We start from the raw sequence: 15,581 nt of genomic DNA, 5'->3' as shown, positions 1-15,581 counted from the left end.
ATTACTGATTTGAATTTTCCATTTGAGCAATAATTTTGTTTACTTCCGCTTCTGTCGATTTGAGCTTAGTTTGACAAAAAGTGATTAGATCCGATGCTCTTTTTACCTTAATGGCAAGTATATCAACAGAAATTGTTTCGTTTTCGATCTCAGAAGCAATTAGAGCCAGTTCTTTATAAGCCTCTTCATAAGTTAGTTTTATCTTTTCCATTGTAGAATGTTTTTTGTTTAACGGTTGTTTTAATAATTGTATCGGAAAGCATAATATCAATATCGCTTCCAATTTTTATGTCGCAGGGATTGCTCGTTATTTTATTATTGACCTTAACAATTGCATATCCCTTTTTCAAAATGTTTTCAGGAGCCATCATCTTGATCATTGAAATATAGTGCCCTAAATCGCCTCTTTTGCTTTTTTGATATTGACTGCTGAATGTTTTTAAATTACTGATTGTATTTTTTATGTCATTAATCCTATTGTATAGAATAATTTTAGGCTTTGCGAGAATTTGCGACGAAGTGTGGACAAGATTTCTCCTGTGATTAAATAATATAGATTTCGAATTGTTTATCGCAACTTGATTAATCGAAACAATTTCATCCTTCTTATGAGCAAGGATGTTTCTCGCATTATTTACAATTGAGCTATTAAGCCATCCTAATAATTGAAAATTAACCAAAAATATTTGCTGTGATTTAATTAAAATAGACTTTTGAAATGATAACATGTTTTGTTCAAAATTCCTATTGTGCGCTATAATAAATTCTGCTGCCTTAGTTGGCGTTTTGGTCTGTGTATGGGCCATTAAATCAACTATTGTAATGTTTTTTTGATGTCCGATGCCGGTAATAATCGGTATTGGAAATTTAGCTACAGCTCTTCCTATCTGATAATCATCAAAAATAAGAAAATCTGTCTGGGCACCGCCCCCTCTTGTTATGACAATTGCATCATAATCTATTTTAGAATTATAAATTTCAATTAATTTATCTAAAAATAATTTTGAGTTACTCTCTCCCTGGACAATGGTGTGGTAATCATCAATGAAAAATTTATAACCAAAATTATTGACTTCTAAAGTATGCTTAAAATCTTCACCGCTTGCAGAATTTACAGAGGATAATAATGCTATTTTTTGTATGACACTTTTTAATTTGAGCTGACTATTTCTCGTTTGATAATATTCTCCAGTTTTTTTGATGAATTCATTTTCGAGGACTAATCTCTGGAGCGTCTGATTTCTTTTCTGCTCTAAAAGACCAAGCGTAAAGCTGGTGTCAATATCAATTACATTAACCGAAAGACCATACAAAGGATGGTATTCAACTGACACCTGAACAAGAACATTTATATTATTTGTGAATTTCTGTCCAGTGTTCTTTTCAAAATCTGAAATCCTCATCGAGCCATTACCCCAAGCCTTTCCAGCAATTTTTGCAATTATATTATTAGAATTATTGTCCTTTTCAACTAAATCAAAATTATGATATTTTTTATCTGCCTTATAGGAATGATTAGTGACATCAGCAACTATCCAATATTTAACAGTACTGAATTTATTTTTAATAGTCTCTAAAATAATACCATTAAGCTCGGAGAGTTTTATGTGATTTGCTGTTTCCAAATATTTTAAAAATATGCCTGATTAATCAAAAAATTTCACTCGCTTTTTTAAGATGATAACTACTGCAGTATGTAAACTTACAAAAGTAAAATAACACAGCATATAGTAACCAGTATTTAAAGAATTCCTGCTTAAAAATGATTGCTTTTTATTTATGTGAAAAGAATGAATGTTCTGCAAATCTATAAATCGGCTATCCTTATATCTTGAGGCTACCCTTTATTTCTGAGATATCGCGTTTTAATTCCAACAGCATTTTTTCAACGCTTACGGGTTCTGAAATTCTAGGCAGCCTGTCGCTTCGCCCAATACTGCATTCGTATTCCCAAATCTCCAATACATCAGAAGTCTTAACTTCATAGCTGGGGTAAAGCCGATTGTCGGATTCCAGAACAAACGTGTTCTTTTTGTTTTTGTTCAAACGCTTATAAACCATCCCCTCATTTTTAGTGATGAATATGTAGGTCTTGCCATCAAGCACTTCGCCTAATGATTCCACATAACGGCCAATGATGATGGAACCGTCCTGATGCGGTGGCATTGAGTCTCCCTCCACCGGAAATCCTCTGTGCTTGCCAAGTCCTAAAAAAGGAAGGGAAATCTGCTGCAGGCTCTCAATATATTCGGGATCGGCATAACCGTTTAAGTATCCAGCCTTTACTTTTTGGGTTACTACTTCAATGAAATTCTCTCCTTCCCTATCTACCATAATGGGAAGCACCAATCGGTTGTTTTCCAATTTCAGCAGGTCTTCGGTGTCAATTTTACGCACATCCACAGACAATAATAAATCAATACTGATATGGTAATAATGCGCTATTTTCTTCAAAATATCGTATGGAGCCTCCGATGTGCCATCTTCATACTTAACATACCTGCCCCTTGTAATGCATAGGCACTCGGCAAGTTTCTCCTGCGATATCTTATGCCTTGTTCGAAGCGTTCTGATATTGTCTGAAAATAAGGACATAATAATTTTGTTACAATTTGTAACAACAAATATATTAAAAAATGTTACAATTTATACTAATTTTGTTTCTCTAAAACAAAGAAAAATGACACGGGCAATTGTGCATATTGATATGAATACCTTTTTTGTATCCTGTGAAAGGCTGACAAACTCTGAATTGAACGGAATACCACTGATTATTGGCGGTGGCGAAAGAGGTGTTGTCGCTTCCTGCTCTTACGAAGCCAGAAAATTTGGAGTGCGTTCGGCTATGCCAATTGCTATGGCTACGAGGCTTTGCCCTCAAGCAAAAGTAATGAAAGGCGATATGGAACTGTATTCTAAATTATCGCATACCATTACAGAAATCATTCAGGAAAATGCACCGGTTGTCGAGAAAGCCAGCATTGATGAGTTTTATCTTGACATTACTGGAATGGACAAATTTTATGGCAGCTACAAGTGGACTGATGAGCTTGCAAAAACCATTACAAAAGAAACAGGCCTGCCCCTGACCTTTGCACTGTCTGTCAATAAAACCGTTTCTAAAATTGGAACAGGCGAAGGAAAGCAAAAACAGAATCTGGAAATACCAGAACATTTAGTGCAGTCCTTTTTAAATCCATTATCAATTCAAAAAATACCGATGGTTGGCGACAAAACGTTCCAGCTGCTATCTAGAATAGGCATCCGCACTATTCAGACCCTCTCACAAATGCCCGCTGAAGTGCTACAGCAGATGATAGGAAAAAATGGCACAGAACTATGGAAAAAAGCCAATGGCATAGACAACAATCCAGTAGAGCCCTACACCGAAAGAAAGTCCATATCAACAGAGCATACGTTCACGCAGGATACAATCGACATCCCAAAACTTAAACGAATACTGTTGGGCATGGTCGAAAAACTGGCTTTTCAGTTACGGTCAGAGCAGTGGCTTACATCAACGGTCGTTATTAAAATACGATATGCCAATTTTGACACCGAGACCAAGCAATGCCGTGTGCAGTATACTTCTGCCGACCATATACTGACAAATACGGTTACGGACCTGTTTGACAAACTCTACCAGCGCCGCATGCGACTGCGACTGATTGGAATACGTTTCAGCGGACTCGTCCGCGGTACGTACCAGATCAACCTTTTTGAAGATACTGAAGAAATGCTGTCTTTGTATCAGGCTATGGATAAAATGAAAAGCCGTTACGGTTTTGATGCAGTAATGCGCTGCGCAGGGGCTTCTTTTAAACCCAATACCAAAGATGAAATTTTAAAACGTAAATACTAAAGTCTTTAACACAAACCCTGCCCATGTACCTCAACTGTCATTCTTTTCACTCATTACGCTATGGCACCATTCCCCTTGAGGAACTCATTGGGCAGGCAGTCACTTGTGAGGTAAAAACTATGGCACTTACCGATGTCAATACTGTGACAGGAATTTATGATTTTATAAAGGGATGTGCTGCTGCAGCTATTAAACCCGTTGTTGGCATTGAGTTTCGCTGCATGCATCAATTACGGTACATCGGTCTGGCTAAAAATGCCAATGGACTTGCCGAAATGAACCGTTTTTTGACTACCCACAATTTCAGTGGAGTGCCCTTGCCTATTATTGCTCCCGAATTTAATGATGTGTTTGTCATGTATTCGTTGGAACAGGCTCCCGCAACGCTTCGGGAAAACGAGTATATTGGAATTCGTCCAGAAGAACTCCCTAAACTTTTTCTATTGGAATGGAAAAGCAAAATTTCAAAAATGATTATTCTCCAGCCTGTAACCTTTAGGACAAAAAGAGAATTTAATCTTCATAAGATTCTGCGGGCTATAGATACTAACCGCATTCTTTCCAAACTCACTTCTTCAGATTACTGCAAAACTTCTGAAGTAATGCTGCCTTTAGAATCTCTTTTGGAAGCCTATAAAGAATATCCGCAAATCATTTCCAATACGCAAACAGTAATGGATTTGTGTGATTTTACATTTGAATTCAATACCCCTAGAAATAAAAAGTTCTATACTAACAATCAGGAAAGCGATTTAGCATTATTAACTACTCTGGCCTGTCAGGGACTTTTATGGCGATATGGAAAAGACAATAGTCTGGCAAAAGCACGTGTTGAGAAAGAACTTAAAGTGATTGACCAACTCCAATTCAGCGGTTATTTTTTAATTACTTGGGATATTATCCGTTACAGCAACAGCAGGGGTTTTATGCACATCGGCCGTGGCAGCGGTGCAAACAGCATCATTGCCTACTGCCTAGGCATTACCGATATCTGTCCGTTAGAACTGGATTTATATTTTGAGCGCTTTTTGAATCTCAACCGCAAGAGTCCGCCTGATTTCGACATTGATTGGAGCTGGAAAGAACGCGACGTAATTTTAGAATACATCTTCAACCGTTACGGTCGTGACCATGTCGCTTTTTGTGGTACTAATGTCGAATTTAAATACCGTTCCATTTTTCGAGAAGTGGGTAAAGTCTTTGGACTGCCCAAAGAAGAATTAGATATGCTGGCTAAAAATCCAATAAAATTACACCAGACAAACAACATTGTAAAACTCGTTCAGGAATATGGAATGTTACTGGAGAAGTACCCTAATCAGCGCAGTATGCATTCCTGCGGAATTATAATCTCCGAAGAACCTATTACCAATTTCACCCCATTGGAAATGCCTCCCAAAGGATTTCCTATTGTACTCTTTGATATGCATATTGCCGAAGACATCGGCTTCGAAAAATTTGACATACTGAGCCAGCGTGGTATTGGGCATATTGATGACAGCGTAAAACTCATAGAGAAAAACAGAGGAATCCGAGTGAATATCCGCGACACTTGCCTCTCCAAGGATGAAGCTTCAGCCAACAGCTATTTAGCACAAGGCAGGACCATTGGTTGTTTTTATATTGAAAGCCCAGCTATGCGGGGATTACTGCGCCGTCTGAATTGCGATAATTACAAAACACTAGTTGCCGCTTCATCAATCATACGCCCTGGCGTGGCACAGTCAGGTATGATGAAGGAATACATTTTTCGCCACAATCATCCCGACAGATTCGAGTACTTTCATGAAGTATTCAAAGAACAGCTGGGTGAAACCTACGGCATTATGGTTTATCAGGAAGATGTCATTAAGATTGCTTTGCATTATGGCGGACTTCCCGCAGCTGACGGCGACATACTGCGCCGTGCCATGAGCGGTAAAGGCCGTTCAAAAGAGGCACTGCAGAAAGTCAAAGACAATTTCTTTGCCAGCTGTCTGCAAAAAGGACATCCTTTGAAGCTGAGCGAAGAAATATACAGACAGATTGAATCCTTTGCTGGCTATTCCTTCTGTAAAGCACATTCCGCATCTTATGCAGTTGAAAGTTATCAAAGCTTATACCTAAAAGTACATTATCCTGTCGAATTCATGGTGGCTGTCATTAATAACCAAGGCGGTTTTTATCGGACAGAAGTCTATGTACACGAAGCGCGGATGGCTGGAGGCTCCATTCATAATCCCTGCGTGAACAAAAGTGAGTATGAAACTACGCTCTATGGTACTGAAGTCTATTTAGGTTTCATGCATTTGGAAAGTCTTCAATATAAAATGGCTTCATTCATAATCTCGGACCGCAATAAAAATGGTGAATTTCGGTCTCTGGAAGATTTCATTAACCGAGTCCCAATAGGTATTGAAGGAATTAAAATATTAATTTTTATAGGCGCTTTCCGCTTTACCGGCAAGACCAAAAACCAGCTACTGATTATCGCCAGTCTGCTGATGAATAATTACAAACCCGAAAACAGAAATTTACTACTACAGGAACCGGTTAAAGAATACAAACTCCCTACTCTGGAGCGTTCTTCGTTTGAAGACGCTTTTGATGAAATTGAACTGCTGAGTTTCCCTGTATCCTGTACCCCTTTTGATCTGTTGCAGACCAAGAACCGTGGCGATATTATGGCAAAAGACCTTCACCTCCTTCACAAAAAACAAGTCCGCATGCTCGCCTATCTTATATCCCGAAAACAGGTACCAACCAAAAGAGGAACGATGTACTTTGGGACTTGGATTGATTATGAAGGTTCTTATTTTGACACAGCCCACTTCCCCGACTCTCTGGTTCATTATCCTTTCTTGGGCGGTGGCTGTTATCTACTCTTAGGTACTGTTGAAGTAGATTATCACTTCCCTACAATCACCATAACCAAAATGGCAAAAATGCCTTTCATTCCTGATCCGAGATATAAAGATTCTAAAGATCAGTTCAAAACGCAAAATCAAATTAGGGAAGATATCAGCAGCACTCATCGTGAACCATATCCGCAGGAACATGAGATTAACATTCCTAGACATAGAATCGAACTGAACGAAAAAAAAATAGACATATGAACTATAAGAGCCTGTTTACGTTTTATTTATTGGCTCTCTTATGACGATTTTTGGCTACAACTTCGTTAAATTTTTATACAATAGCTCTGCTATTTTATAAAAATCTGCCTAGTTTCACTCAAAAATCATCTAATAATAAATCTCAAAAATAAAATTTAAACAGGCTCTTAAACAGTACTATTTTTAATAACAAATCATGAATATATACCAAGCTAAAAATACCACTACCCTGTCTCTATTAAATGAAAAACCTTTCCATCTTGAAAGAGAAATACAAACGTTGTTTGAGCAAAACCTATTTCAAATTACAGGGTTGGAAATGGTAAAAAGTGAATTTAGTATTAAAGGCAAACGTATTGATACATTAGCTTATGATAGTCAATCGAATGCTTTTATAATTATAGAATACAAGAGAGATAAAAACGTTAGTGTGGTTGACCAAGGTTTTACCTATTTGAGTTTGTTGCTAGAAAATAAAGCAGATTTTGTATTGTGCTATAATGAAACTTTAAATAAATCTTTGCATAGCAATACAATAGACTGGTCGCAAACAAGAGTAGTTTTCGTGTCTCCCAGTTTCACAGAAAACCAACGATTAGCAACTAACTTCAAAGACATTGCAATCGAACTTTGGGAAATAAAACGCTATGAAAATGATTTGATAAGTATTAATCCAATTAAGAAAACGAAATCAGCCGAAAGTATAAAACCTTTGACTCAAAAAAATAGTGTTATCCAATCGGTAACTGATGAGATTAAAGTTTATACAGAGGAGGATCATTTAAATGGCTCTTCTGAAGAAATTATTGCATTATATGAAAATTTTAAAAATGCTATTTTGATTCTGGCAGATGATATTGAAATAGTTCCTAAAAAGCTATACATAGCTTTTAAAAAGAATAAAAATATTGCTGACATTGTTATCTTAAAAAAAGGAATCAAAATTTTTATTAACCTTAAAAAAAGGCAGCTTGACGATCCTAAAGGAATAATGAAAGATGTTTCTGAAACGGGACATTGGGGTAATGGCGATTATGAAACAATTGTAAATAATACTATGAATATTGAGTATATTATGAGTTTGGTAAAACAAGCCATAATGTAAGAGTACCTGCCTTCTAAGCAGGCGGTCGAAGGTTCAAATCCTTCTGCGTTTACAAAATAAGGCAATGATTAGTAACTTATGTGCACATGTTAATGGGATTGCTTCGTTCCTCGCAATGACAAGACAATGAACCCGCTAGTCCGACCATAAGTAATACGGGGCTAGCGATGCCTCTGCTCGTGCCCATTCCAATAAGCAAGCAAAGCATATAAAAACAAAGAAGCAACTCATTACTGAGCTGCTTTTTGTTTTTATATTACGAATGTGATTTAATATGCATAAATATCATCAAGATCATGAATAACAAACTCGGGTTTATGTACTTTATCTATAGGATTGTCAAAAAGTAAAAACGCTGGAATATTTAATGGTTTTATGTATTCTAATTCTTTTACGTTTTTTAAATGGACTTCTCTAATTTCCATCAATAATCTGCCTAATGCATTTTTTCCTTTTAAAGTTTCTGCATTAATTGGCATTGCACCCCAAGTAGGATCTTTTGCAGAGAATTCTACAATTATATTATTTCCAGTACTCAAAAGTAATTCGGAGAACTTTTCAAAATTTTGAATCAGTTTTGTTTGCAAACACCAGCGCATGACATCAAATTTTATTCTGACGTATTTACCATTCTTACCTCATATTCCGATTTAGAAAATTACCTATCGCCTTTTATGGATGTATGGCAAGGTGGTGCACAAGACCAATTACAAGGTCAGATAGCATCGGCAAAAATTCCTTTGTCAAGAATGATTAGTCCGCAGTTGTATTGGGTTATGACAGGAGACGATTTTTCATTAGATATCAACAACCTGCTCTCTAATTTTCTTTGCAATTACTGTCTGACATCCCATAGCATCAATGGTTATAATGCTGTTTTTAATACAAATCAAATCCAGTAATCTTGGGATTGCAACGATTTCATTTTCCTTTCCAGTGACAGTTTCTTCACCCAGACTCATTCTGTTTTTTGTGCAAAATGCCGTAAGAATATGCAAAGGATAGCTCTCTTTAGTAAGGAATCCTTTGATAGTTTTTCCGTCAATGGCAATTATCCTAGTGTCTTAATCTGCAAGTGATTCTGTAAAAGCTATTAGGCATTTTGCAAATTCCTTGGGATTTAATCTGCTATAAAATTCACCTAAAGTATCATGTGAAGGCCTGCCGTATTTGTAAGGATAAAATTGACGAAGCCAATCTAACCGCTAATCACAGTCGAAAGCGTGAGAAAAATGATTTCCTCTAAGCTGTATTTATATTTCCTTTGGTGGTTCTTCTGGGATCTTTCAAAGTAGTAAAGATTTCTTTGAAAAGTAAATTTTCTAATTTAGTGTAGCTGCTAGAGGTCATTTTTTTTAATGGCAGACCCACTACCATTACAGTACAAACATAAGACTTTTTAATAGCTTATTAAAATTTTTAAAAGCGAATGCCCTGGAGCCTATTAAAAAAGGGGATGCTTTACTAAGCCCCCCTTTTACTGTTATCGAATTTCCAGCTATGGCATAAAGCTGAACCCGACAACCAACCAACTAATTGTAACAACCTCAAAGATGCAGTCTAAAAAAAACTACTCTTTGTGAACTTTTCTCAAAACAAAGACTGATATATTTATCAATTTTAATCTTATAATTTACTCTGTCAGCACCAGGATCAAAATAATTATTTAGTATAGGGCCAATAAAAATAACATTTCAAGATGCCTCTATGATAGGGTCTTTAAAATCAGAGTGAATTAGCTAAAGAAGGAGATATGCTATAAACGTCAGTAACATGCTAATTAGCCCAATTATGCACCCATAAATTTATTGTTCATATTCATATTAAATAGCTACAATCCACTTATTATCCAAATAAATCGTTAAATTCATTAAATAGATTTTACTTCAATAACACTACCTTTTCAGCTCTTTTATAAATCCCTTTATTTTTTATTGTTGACCAACTTCAAGTAATGACTTCATCATTTGCTCATAAAACAAAACCATAGTCACTAATTTTTCTTTATCTGCAAAAGGAAGCATATTTTTTAAGAAACTTATGCTATTTTCTAAATATGCCTCTGTTGCTTCATCTTCTATTTCCAATATCCTTCTATTATCTACACTGTCAGGAATACCTAAATCTATGATCGTTACCCCTGGTTTGGTTGCCAAAGCAATACGAGGCATTTTTTTTATTACAACTTTCAGATGCTCTATATATAAATCTACCAAAGCTCCTTTGGACATTTCTCCGAGAACTTTATCGGTATGATAAGTACGTATTTCAGCACTTGTGCTGATTATACTTTTTGGCAAATTAACTTTTACTTCTGTGGACGCTTCAGAATCATCATTATCTTTTCCTGATTTTAGATCAATCCCGTTAGGAAGAATTTGTGCAGTACCAAATTGCTGCGCATTAACGCTGCAAAACATTAGAAGAAAAAAAAACATAAGAGTAACGTTTTTCATAATTTATTTTAGTTTAGGGGTTAATTATTACTTTAATTCATTTGATTAAAATCTATTACTGTAAAACAAGATTTAAACTCATCTTAAGATCAAAACATTTTAATTAAGAAACCTTTGTTATTGATGCTTAATTCATAAAATGATTTCAATTTTTAATACATTGTGCCGGTTTTAAAACAACAAGTTATTTCTTGACGCTTCCTTTTTTAAATACTTTAATTGTTTCTCAAGTTCCAAAACTCCCTTGGCAGTAGCAATTGCTCTAATGTGATACTCCATTGCTTGAATCTCAAGTTTGTCTATTACTGTTTGAGAAGTATTATTTTTGTCCAAATTAAAAACCAGTGTAGAGTAAAAAAACTTACAATATTCATAAGTAAGATCGCATTTATATAGTCCCTGCTTTATTCCCTTATCGATATTTTGCCTGAAAATTTTTTGAAATTCATACATCTCTTTTTCAATTATACCAGTATAAACTTCGCTATAACAACTTTTCAATTCATTAACAATGCAAGAACTACTTGCACTAAACATTTGTTTGAATATTTTTTGAATCTGAAAATTTTCCTCAATCGCATTATAATTCTTTCTCAATACAGAATTAAACTTATCATTCAGCGATGTATGAATAATTTCTATGCTCTCACTTACAAGTAATTCTTTGTTCTCAAAATATTTGTATAGTGTTTTTTTTGAAACACCCGTATTCTTAGCTATATCTTCCATAGTTACTGTTTTAAAACCACGTTTTAAGAAAAGTTCCGCAGCGTGTAATATTATTTTTCTTTTCATTCTCCATAAGTACCTTTCAGGTATCCGCATTTTCTAATAATCTAAAACATTCCATCTGCTGATTAAAAACCTTCGCAATTACTCTATTGGAACCTATACTCTACAAAATACATGTGATATTGAAGTACTTTAATAAAATCTTTAACCGTATAAGATTCTTCAGTTCCCTGTAAGTCGCAATGATGCTTTGCTGCCATTTTATTTTATCTGCATCTGTCACTTTTTCAAAAGCTGCTTTTGCGTTCCGAGTTTCTGCATAAATATTTTGCATGCCAGGCCTTTTAAATAAATATTCCAAAAGCGTCAAACTCATTTAAATTAAAAAGTAATACTTTAGAACTATCTACCATTTCATAAGATAAATATGTTGCAAAGCAGTCACAATTTCCAGTTACACTAACTTATTTAACATCAGCTAACTGTACTGGCTCATTAAGTTTATATTTTCTTCACGTTTGTTTCATTTTTTCTTCCTTTTGAATTAATTAAATACTTGTAGCACCAAAACCACCATCAACATGAAGAACAATACCAGTAACGAAAGTTGACATATTACTGCACAAGAACAATAATGCACCATCTAAATCCTCTGGCACACCAAATCTTCCCATTGGTGTATGTTCAATAATTTTTTCTCCTCTTGGTGTTAAATTTCCCTCCGGTGTCAACAGTAAAGCTCTGTTTTGTTCTCCAATAAAGAAACCTGGCGCAATTGCGTTAACACGAATTCCGTCACCATATTTACTAGCTAGTTCAACCGCCATCCATTTAGTAAAATTATCAATAGCCGCTTTAGATGCTGAATAACCCACGACTCTAGAAAGCGGTCTTTGCGCCGAAGCTGAAGAAATATTAATAATGATTCCCGATTTTTGCTTTGAAAAGATTTCTGAAAACACTTGACTTGGTAGCATAGTACCAATAATATTCAAATCCAGAACTTTTTGCAAATGGGGCAACTGCATATCATAAATAGCCTGATCTGGTCCAATAGTGGCTCCTGGCATGTTTCCACCAGCAGCATTAATTAGAATATCTAACCTCCGATGTTTATCAATAATAAAATTGCTAACCGCTTCTAGCTCTTCTTTATTTAACACGTTGGCTTTGACAGCAAAAGCTTTACCCCCATCCTTTTTAATGATATTAACCGCAGCTTCAGCACCTTCAATTGTTAAATCCATAATCCCAACAACAACACCATATTGCCCCAATATTCTAGCCATTCCAGCTCCCAGAACTCCTGCTCCTCCTGTTATTAAAGCCACTTTCCCATTTAATTCTGCTAATTCATTTTCTTTCATCTGTTCCTTTTAATGTTTTTAATTCTTTTAACACTCACACTTCGGAATCATTCAAACTGACAATAAGTTACTTTATCAGTCCTTTCATTTTTTTGCATATAAATGCTGCTGCAGATTTTGGCGCTAATCGATAATATAGATCAACAAACTTTGAATCGAGACCCACAAATATGCGATATCGATTGCGCTCCATCCCATCCACAATAATTTTAGCGGCCTTTGAAGGCAATGTTAGAATTCTCTCTTCCGCTTTAGATATTGGTTTTTCCTCCACAGAAAGGCCTGAATTCCCCATTATATTTGTACGAATAGCACCTGGAAATACTACAGAAACCCTAACATTTGTATTAGAAAGTTCTGAATTTAAACCTTCTGTCAATAATTTTACAGCTGCTTTAGTTGCTCCGTAAATAGTTTGACCTGGTACTGGAAGAAAACCTCCCATACTTGAAATATTAACTATATGTCCCTCAGGACGAGTTAAAAGATGAGGCAAAAACGACTTTGTTACATATAGGGTTCCATATAAATTTACCTGTATTACTCGCTCTATCTCAGAATAACTCAAATCATTAAGTTTTACAAAAGGTTGAATAATTCCGGCATTATTAATTATACCATCAACATAACCATAATGAGCAATTGCATCTACTGTCAATGCCTCAACATCATTCTTGTTCGTTATATCTACAACAAACGTTTTTAATGAATAACCTAACTTTTCAGCTATAATCGCAGTTTCCTCCAATGCCGACTTATTTCGATCTATTGCAATTACCTTTGCTTTCTTTGAAAGTAGATGAAGAACTAATTCTCTTCCTATTCCATTTCCTCCACCTGTTACTAAAATTACTTTGTCTTGAACTTTCATATTTCTCTAATTATAACTTTTATATTAAACTGATTTTTTTCAACATTAACTGATCTATTTTTAGTACCAATACATATGTTCTTGAATATTTTTCCCGTTTTGAAAAGAAATTCTCTTACGCTATTATTATTTCAACTATACTTTTTTTACAATGCTTTTGTCACATAACTCTACAAGTAAACCAACATCATTTTTGCAAAGTATTATTCCGGATAAGGCAATAGATTACCGCCTGGATTATAATCATTATCCAAGGGAGAAAACAAAAAATAATCTCTATTGATTTTTAACTATATAAGACTAAACGAGTATCCTTCTTTTATCAAGTTATCTTTTAAAATCTATTTAACTGTAATAGTTTTTGTTCCTTTAGTTATTCCCGATTCGTTAAATGCGTCGATACTGAAAAAATAAACAATATCTTTATTCAAGCCTGTGAGTTCAATTGAATCACAACCATACATCATATAAGATGAATAAAGTTTTTCTTTATTTATACCATAATTTAGGACATAGCCGGTAGCAGATTTATTTTGTGTCCATTTTACAATGGCCTTACGAGAATCTTCTGTTCGGGTAACCTCTAAACCATTGACTTCTAAAGGAGCTTTACCGTTTTTAAGCCCAAAAATTCTAAAATCGTATATTGAGAATTTCCCATCAGGAACCTTCACATTTTCAATCTTTATATATTTTGCTTTTAATGGTTTTGCTAATTCTAGGTATTCATGACAAGCATCTTTTGTGTTGTTGCTTTTATCAACGACTACTTTCCATATTTTTTTGTCATTAGAAGCTAAAATTCGGTAGCAATATGGAAGATCAACTTTGCTGTCACTTCTTATCTCAGAATCGTTATCAGCAAAATTTAATTGAATAGCTTTTATTGTTACATCACCATCCAATTCAATACTCAGCCATTCTCCTCTATTTCCTGTATTAGCTGACCACCAAGTTCTGATATCTTCATCAAAGGCATTTGCAATTGGAAACGTTTCTATAGAGGAAGACGCAGAAGCTTTTTTATTATAAGACAATAACATCCATCCTTTAAAAAGGCTTTCTTTTTCGAAATTAATTTTCCTATCGGGCATTATGGTAGGATAATCACCAAATGCAGTAAAAGTTCGTAGTACTCCATCCCTATCAAAACAAGCCGGAAAAAGCCCTATACGCCTTTCAATATAATTACGTTTACCAATCAACAATGTCGCCGTATGCCAGTAATTCCCATATTTGTCCTGAAAGGTTGAACCATGCCCAGCTCCGCCTACAAATCCACCTGGCTTATAACAAAAAGGACTGTACAATTCGTACTTAAAAGGTCCCAGTGGAGCGTCCGAAGTATAAACACCATCTGCATATGTTTTTTCTTCAGTCGCTGGTCCTGCATATTGCAAGTAATATTTATGGTTATATTTTGTCATCCAGGCACCTTCATTAAAACCATTCTTTTCTTTTTGGTTTGTATCCAGAACAGCTTCCCAACCATGCTCAGCTATATTGTGAGGAATAACACTTATCGGCTCTCCTATCGGCTGTAGTTTATCATTTAGTTGAACTCCTAATATTGGTTTGATATCAGAAGAACCCGAGTAAAAGAAAACTTTGCCATCATCATCCTTGAAAAAATGGGGATCTGAATACGTTAAAGGAAATAGTGTCTCTAAAGGTTTCCAAGAATCTTCAAAAAGATTCGTGCTATAATAAATATGTTCTTTTTTCTTGATAGATGTAGTGTAAAAAATCGTATCATTTTTGATTAAAACATCAGGAGCATATCTTTCAATGGGTAAGCTTTTAATGGGAATATAATTCCAATTAAGCATATCATCCGAATACCAATATCCTCCCGAATGAGAAGCAAACAAAAAATATTTCCCTTTGTATTGTGTTATCATCGGATCCGCAGCTTCCCTGTATGCCTTTAGCCCCCTAGGTTGAAAACGATAATTTATATCCATCGGATTACAGAAAGTGTTTTGCCTTTTAGTATCCTCTACAGTTTCCTGTGCGATACCTTTAACCAAACTACTACAGCCAATTAAGCATAGCATTAGCAATTTTTTTTTCATAACTAATAATTTTTTTTT

Annotated in this window: 13 protein-coding genes and 2 pseudogenes; 4 read left to right on the top strand and 11 right to left on the bottom strand. The window is 35.1% G+C overall.

Annotated features, from left to right (window positions below; translation table 11 throughout):
* Position 1: 1 nt before the first annotated feature.
* The 3 genes from xseB to IRZ80_RS16770 form a co-directional block, all read right to left on the bottom strand.
* Positions 2 to 211: an exodeoxyribonuclease VII small subunit gene (gene xseB, locus IRZ80_RS16780; RefSeq protein ID WP_194642767.1), complete on the bottom strand. Its 210-nt coding sequence runs from the start codon at positions 209 to 211 to the stop codon at positions 2 to 4.
* A complete protein-coding gene (xseA, locus tag IRZ80_RS16775) occupies positions 186 to 1,625 on the bottom strand; it encodes an exodeoxyribonuclease VII large subunit (protein WP_194642764.1) in 1,440 nt (479 codons plus the stop codon). The genes xseB and xseA overlap by 26 nt, the downstream gene beginning before the upstream one ends.
* 199 nt (positions 1,626 to 1,824) lie before the next feature.
* The gene (locus tag IRZ80_RS16770; protein ID WP_194642762.1) at positions 1,825 to 2,595 is read right to left on the bottom strand and encodes an XRE family transcriptional regulator; all 771 of its coding nucleotides are present in this window, start codon (positions 2,593 to 2,595) and stop codon (positions 1,825 to 1,827) included.
* Between the two features lie 85 nt (positions 2,596 to 2,680).
* Between IRZ80_RS16770 and dinB the strand changes: the two genes are divergently transcribed.
* From dinB to IRZ80_RS16755, 3 genes are all read left to right on the top strand, one after another.
* Positions 2,681 to 3,862, top strand: coding sequence for a DNA polymerase IV (gene dinB, locus IRZ80_RS16765; protein ID WP_194642760.1), 1,182 nt, complete (start codon positions 2,681 to 2,683; stop codon positions 3,860 to 3,862).
* A gap of 23 nt (positions 3,863 to 3,885) precedes the next feature.
* On the top strand, positions 3,886 to 6,957 hold the full coding sequence (locus IRZ80_RS16760; protein ID WP_194642750.1) for a DNA polymerase III subunit alpha: 3,072 nt from the start codon (positions 3,886 to 3,888) through the stop codon (positions 6,955 to 6,957).
* A gap of 196 nt (positions 6,958 to 7,153) precedes the next feature.
* Positions 7,154 to 8,062 (top strand): DUF5655 domain-containing protein, encoded by a 909-nt coding sequence (locus tag IRZ80_RS16755; RefSeq protein ID WP_194642748.1) that lies wholly within the window; start codon positions 7,154 to 7,156, stop codon positions 8,060 to 8,062.
* A 269-nt stretch (positions 8,063 to 8,331) separates the two neighbouring features.
* Here the strand turns inward: IRZ80_RS16755 and IRZ80_RS16750 are convergent, their stop codons facing one another.
* Positions 8,332 to 8,661 (bottom strand): NADAR family protein, encoded by a 330-nt coding sequence (locus tag IRZ80_RS16750; protein WP_194642745.1) that lies wholly within the window; start codon positions 8,659 to 8,661, stop codon positions 8,332 to 8,334.
* Positions 8,662 to 8,667: 6 nt separating this feature from the next.
* On the opposite strand from IRZ80_RS16750, the pseudogene IRZ80_RS21050 reads away from it, so the two are divergent.
* Positions 8,668 to 8,874 (top strand): annotated as a pseudogene (locus tag IRZ80_RS21050) (conjugal transfer protein TraG); the annotation flags it as partial.
* Here the strand turns inward: IRZ80_RS21050 and IRZ80_RS16745 are convergent.
* The 7 genes and pseudogenes from IRZ80_RS16745 to IRZ80_RS16715 all read right to left on the bottom strand — a co-directional run bounded on the left by IRZ80_RS16745 (position 8,860) and on the right by IRZ80_RS16715 (position 15,563).
* On the bottom strand, positions 8,860 to 9,114 hold the full coding sequence (locus IRZ80_RS16745) for an ISAs1 family transposase (RefSeq protein WP_317174784.1): 255 nt from the start codon (positions 9,112 to 9,114) through the stop codon (positions 8,860 to 8,862). The pseudogene IRZ80_RS21050 and the gene IRZ80_RS16745 sit on opposite strands and share 15 nt — an antisense overlap.
* Positions 9,115 to 9,126: 12 nt before the next feature.
* Positions 9,127 to 9,252, bottom strand: a pseudogene (locus IRZ80_RS21275) (transposase family protein); the annotation flags it as partial.
* A gap of 741 nt (positions 9,253 to 9,993) precedes the next feature.
* Positions 9,994 to 10,518 (bottom strand): hypothetical protein, encoded by a 525-nt coding sequence (locus IRZ80_RS16735; protein WP_194642743.1) that lies wholly within the window; start codon positions 10,516 to 10,518, stop codon positions 9,994 to 9,996.
* 171 nt (positions 10,519 to 10,689) lie between these two features.
* The gene (locus tag IRZ80_RS16730; RefSeq protein ID WP_194642741.1) at positions 10,690 to 11,313 is read right to left on the bottom strand and encodes a TetR/AcrR family transcriptional regulator; all 624 of its coding nucleotides are present in this window, start codon (positions 11,311 to 11,313) and stop codon (positions 10,690 to 10,692) included.
* Between the two features lie 485 nt (positions 11,314 to 11,798).
* Positions 11,799 to 12,617: an SDR family oxidoreductase gene (locus IRZ80_RS16725; protein ID WP_194642739.1), complete on the bottom strand. Its 819-nt coding sequence runs from the start codon at positions 12,615 to 12,617 to the stop codon at positions 11,799 to 11,801.
* A 67-nt stretch (positions 12,618 to 12,684) separates the two neighbouring features.
* The gene (locus IRZ80_RS16720) at positions 12,685 to 13,488 is read right to left on the bottom strand and encodes an SDR family NAD(P)-dependent oxidoreductase (protein ID WP_194642737.1); all 804 of its coding nucleotides are present in this window, start codon (positions 13,486 to 13,488) and stop codon (positions 12,685 to 12,687) included.
* A 341-nt stretch (positions 13,489 to 13,829) separates the two neighbouring features.
* Entirely contained in the window at positions 13,830 to 15,563 is a 1,734-nt protein-coding gene (locus tag IRZ80_RS16715; protein WP_194642735.1) for a family 43 glycosylhydrolase, read from the bottom strand.
* Positions 15,564 to 15,581 lie beyond the last annotated feature (18 nt).

This window comes from Flavobacterium sp. HJJ, from assembly GCF_015351475.1.
In the GTDB taxonomy this organism is placed as follows: domain Bacteria; phylum Bacteroidota; class Bacteroidia; order Flavobacteriales; family Flavobacteriaceae; genus Flavobacterium; species Flavobacterium marginilacus.
Note: the sequence above shows the minus strand (reverse complement) of the source record. Positions and strands in the feature narration are given on the sequence as shown.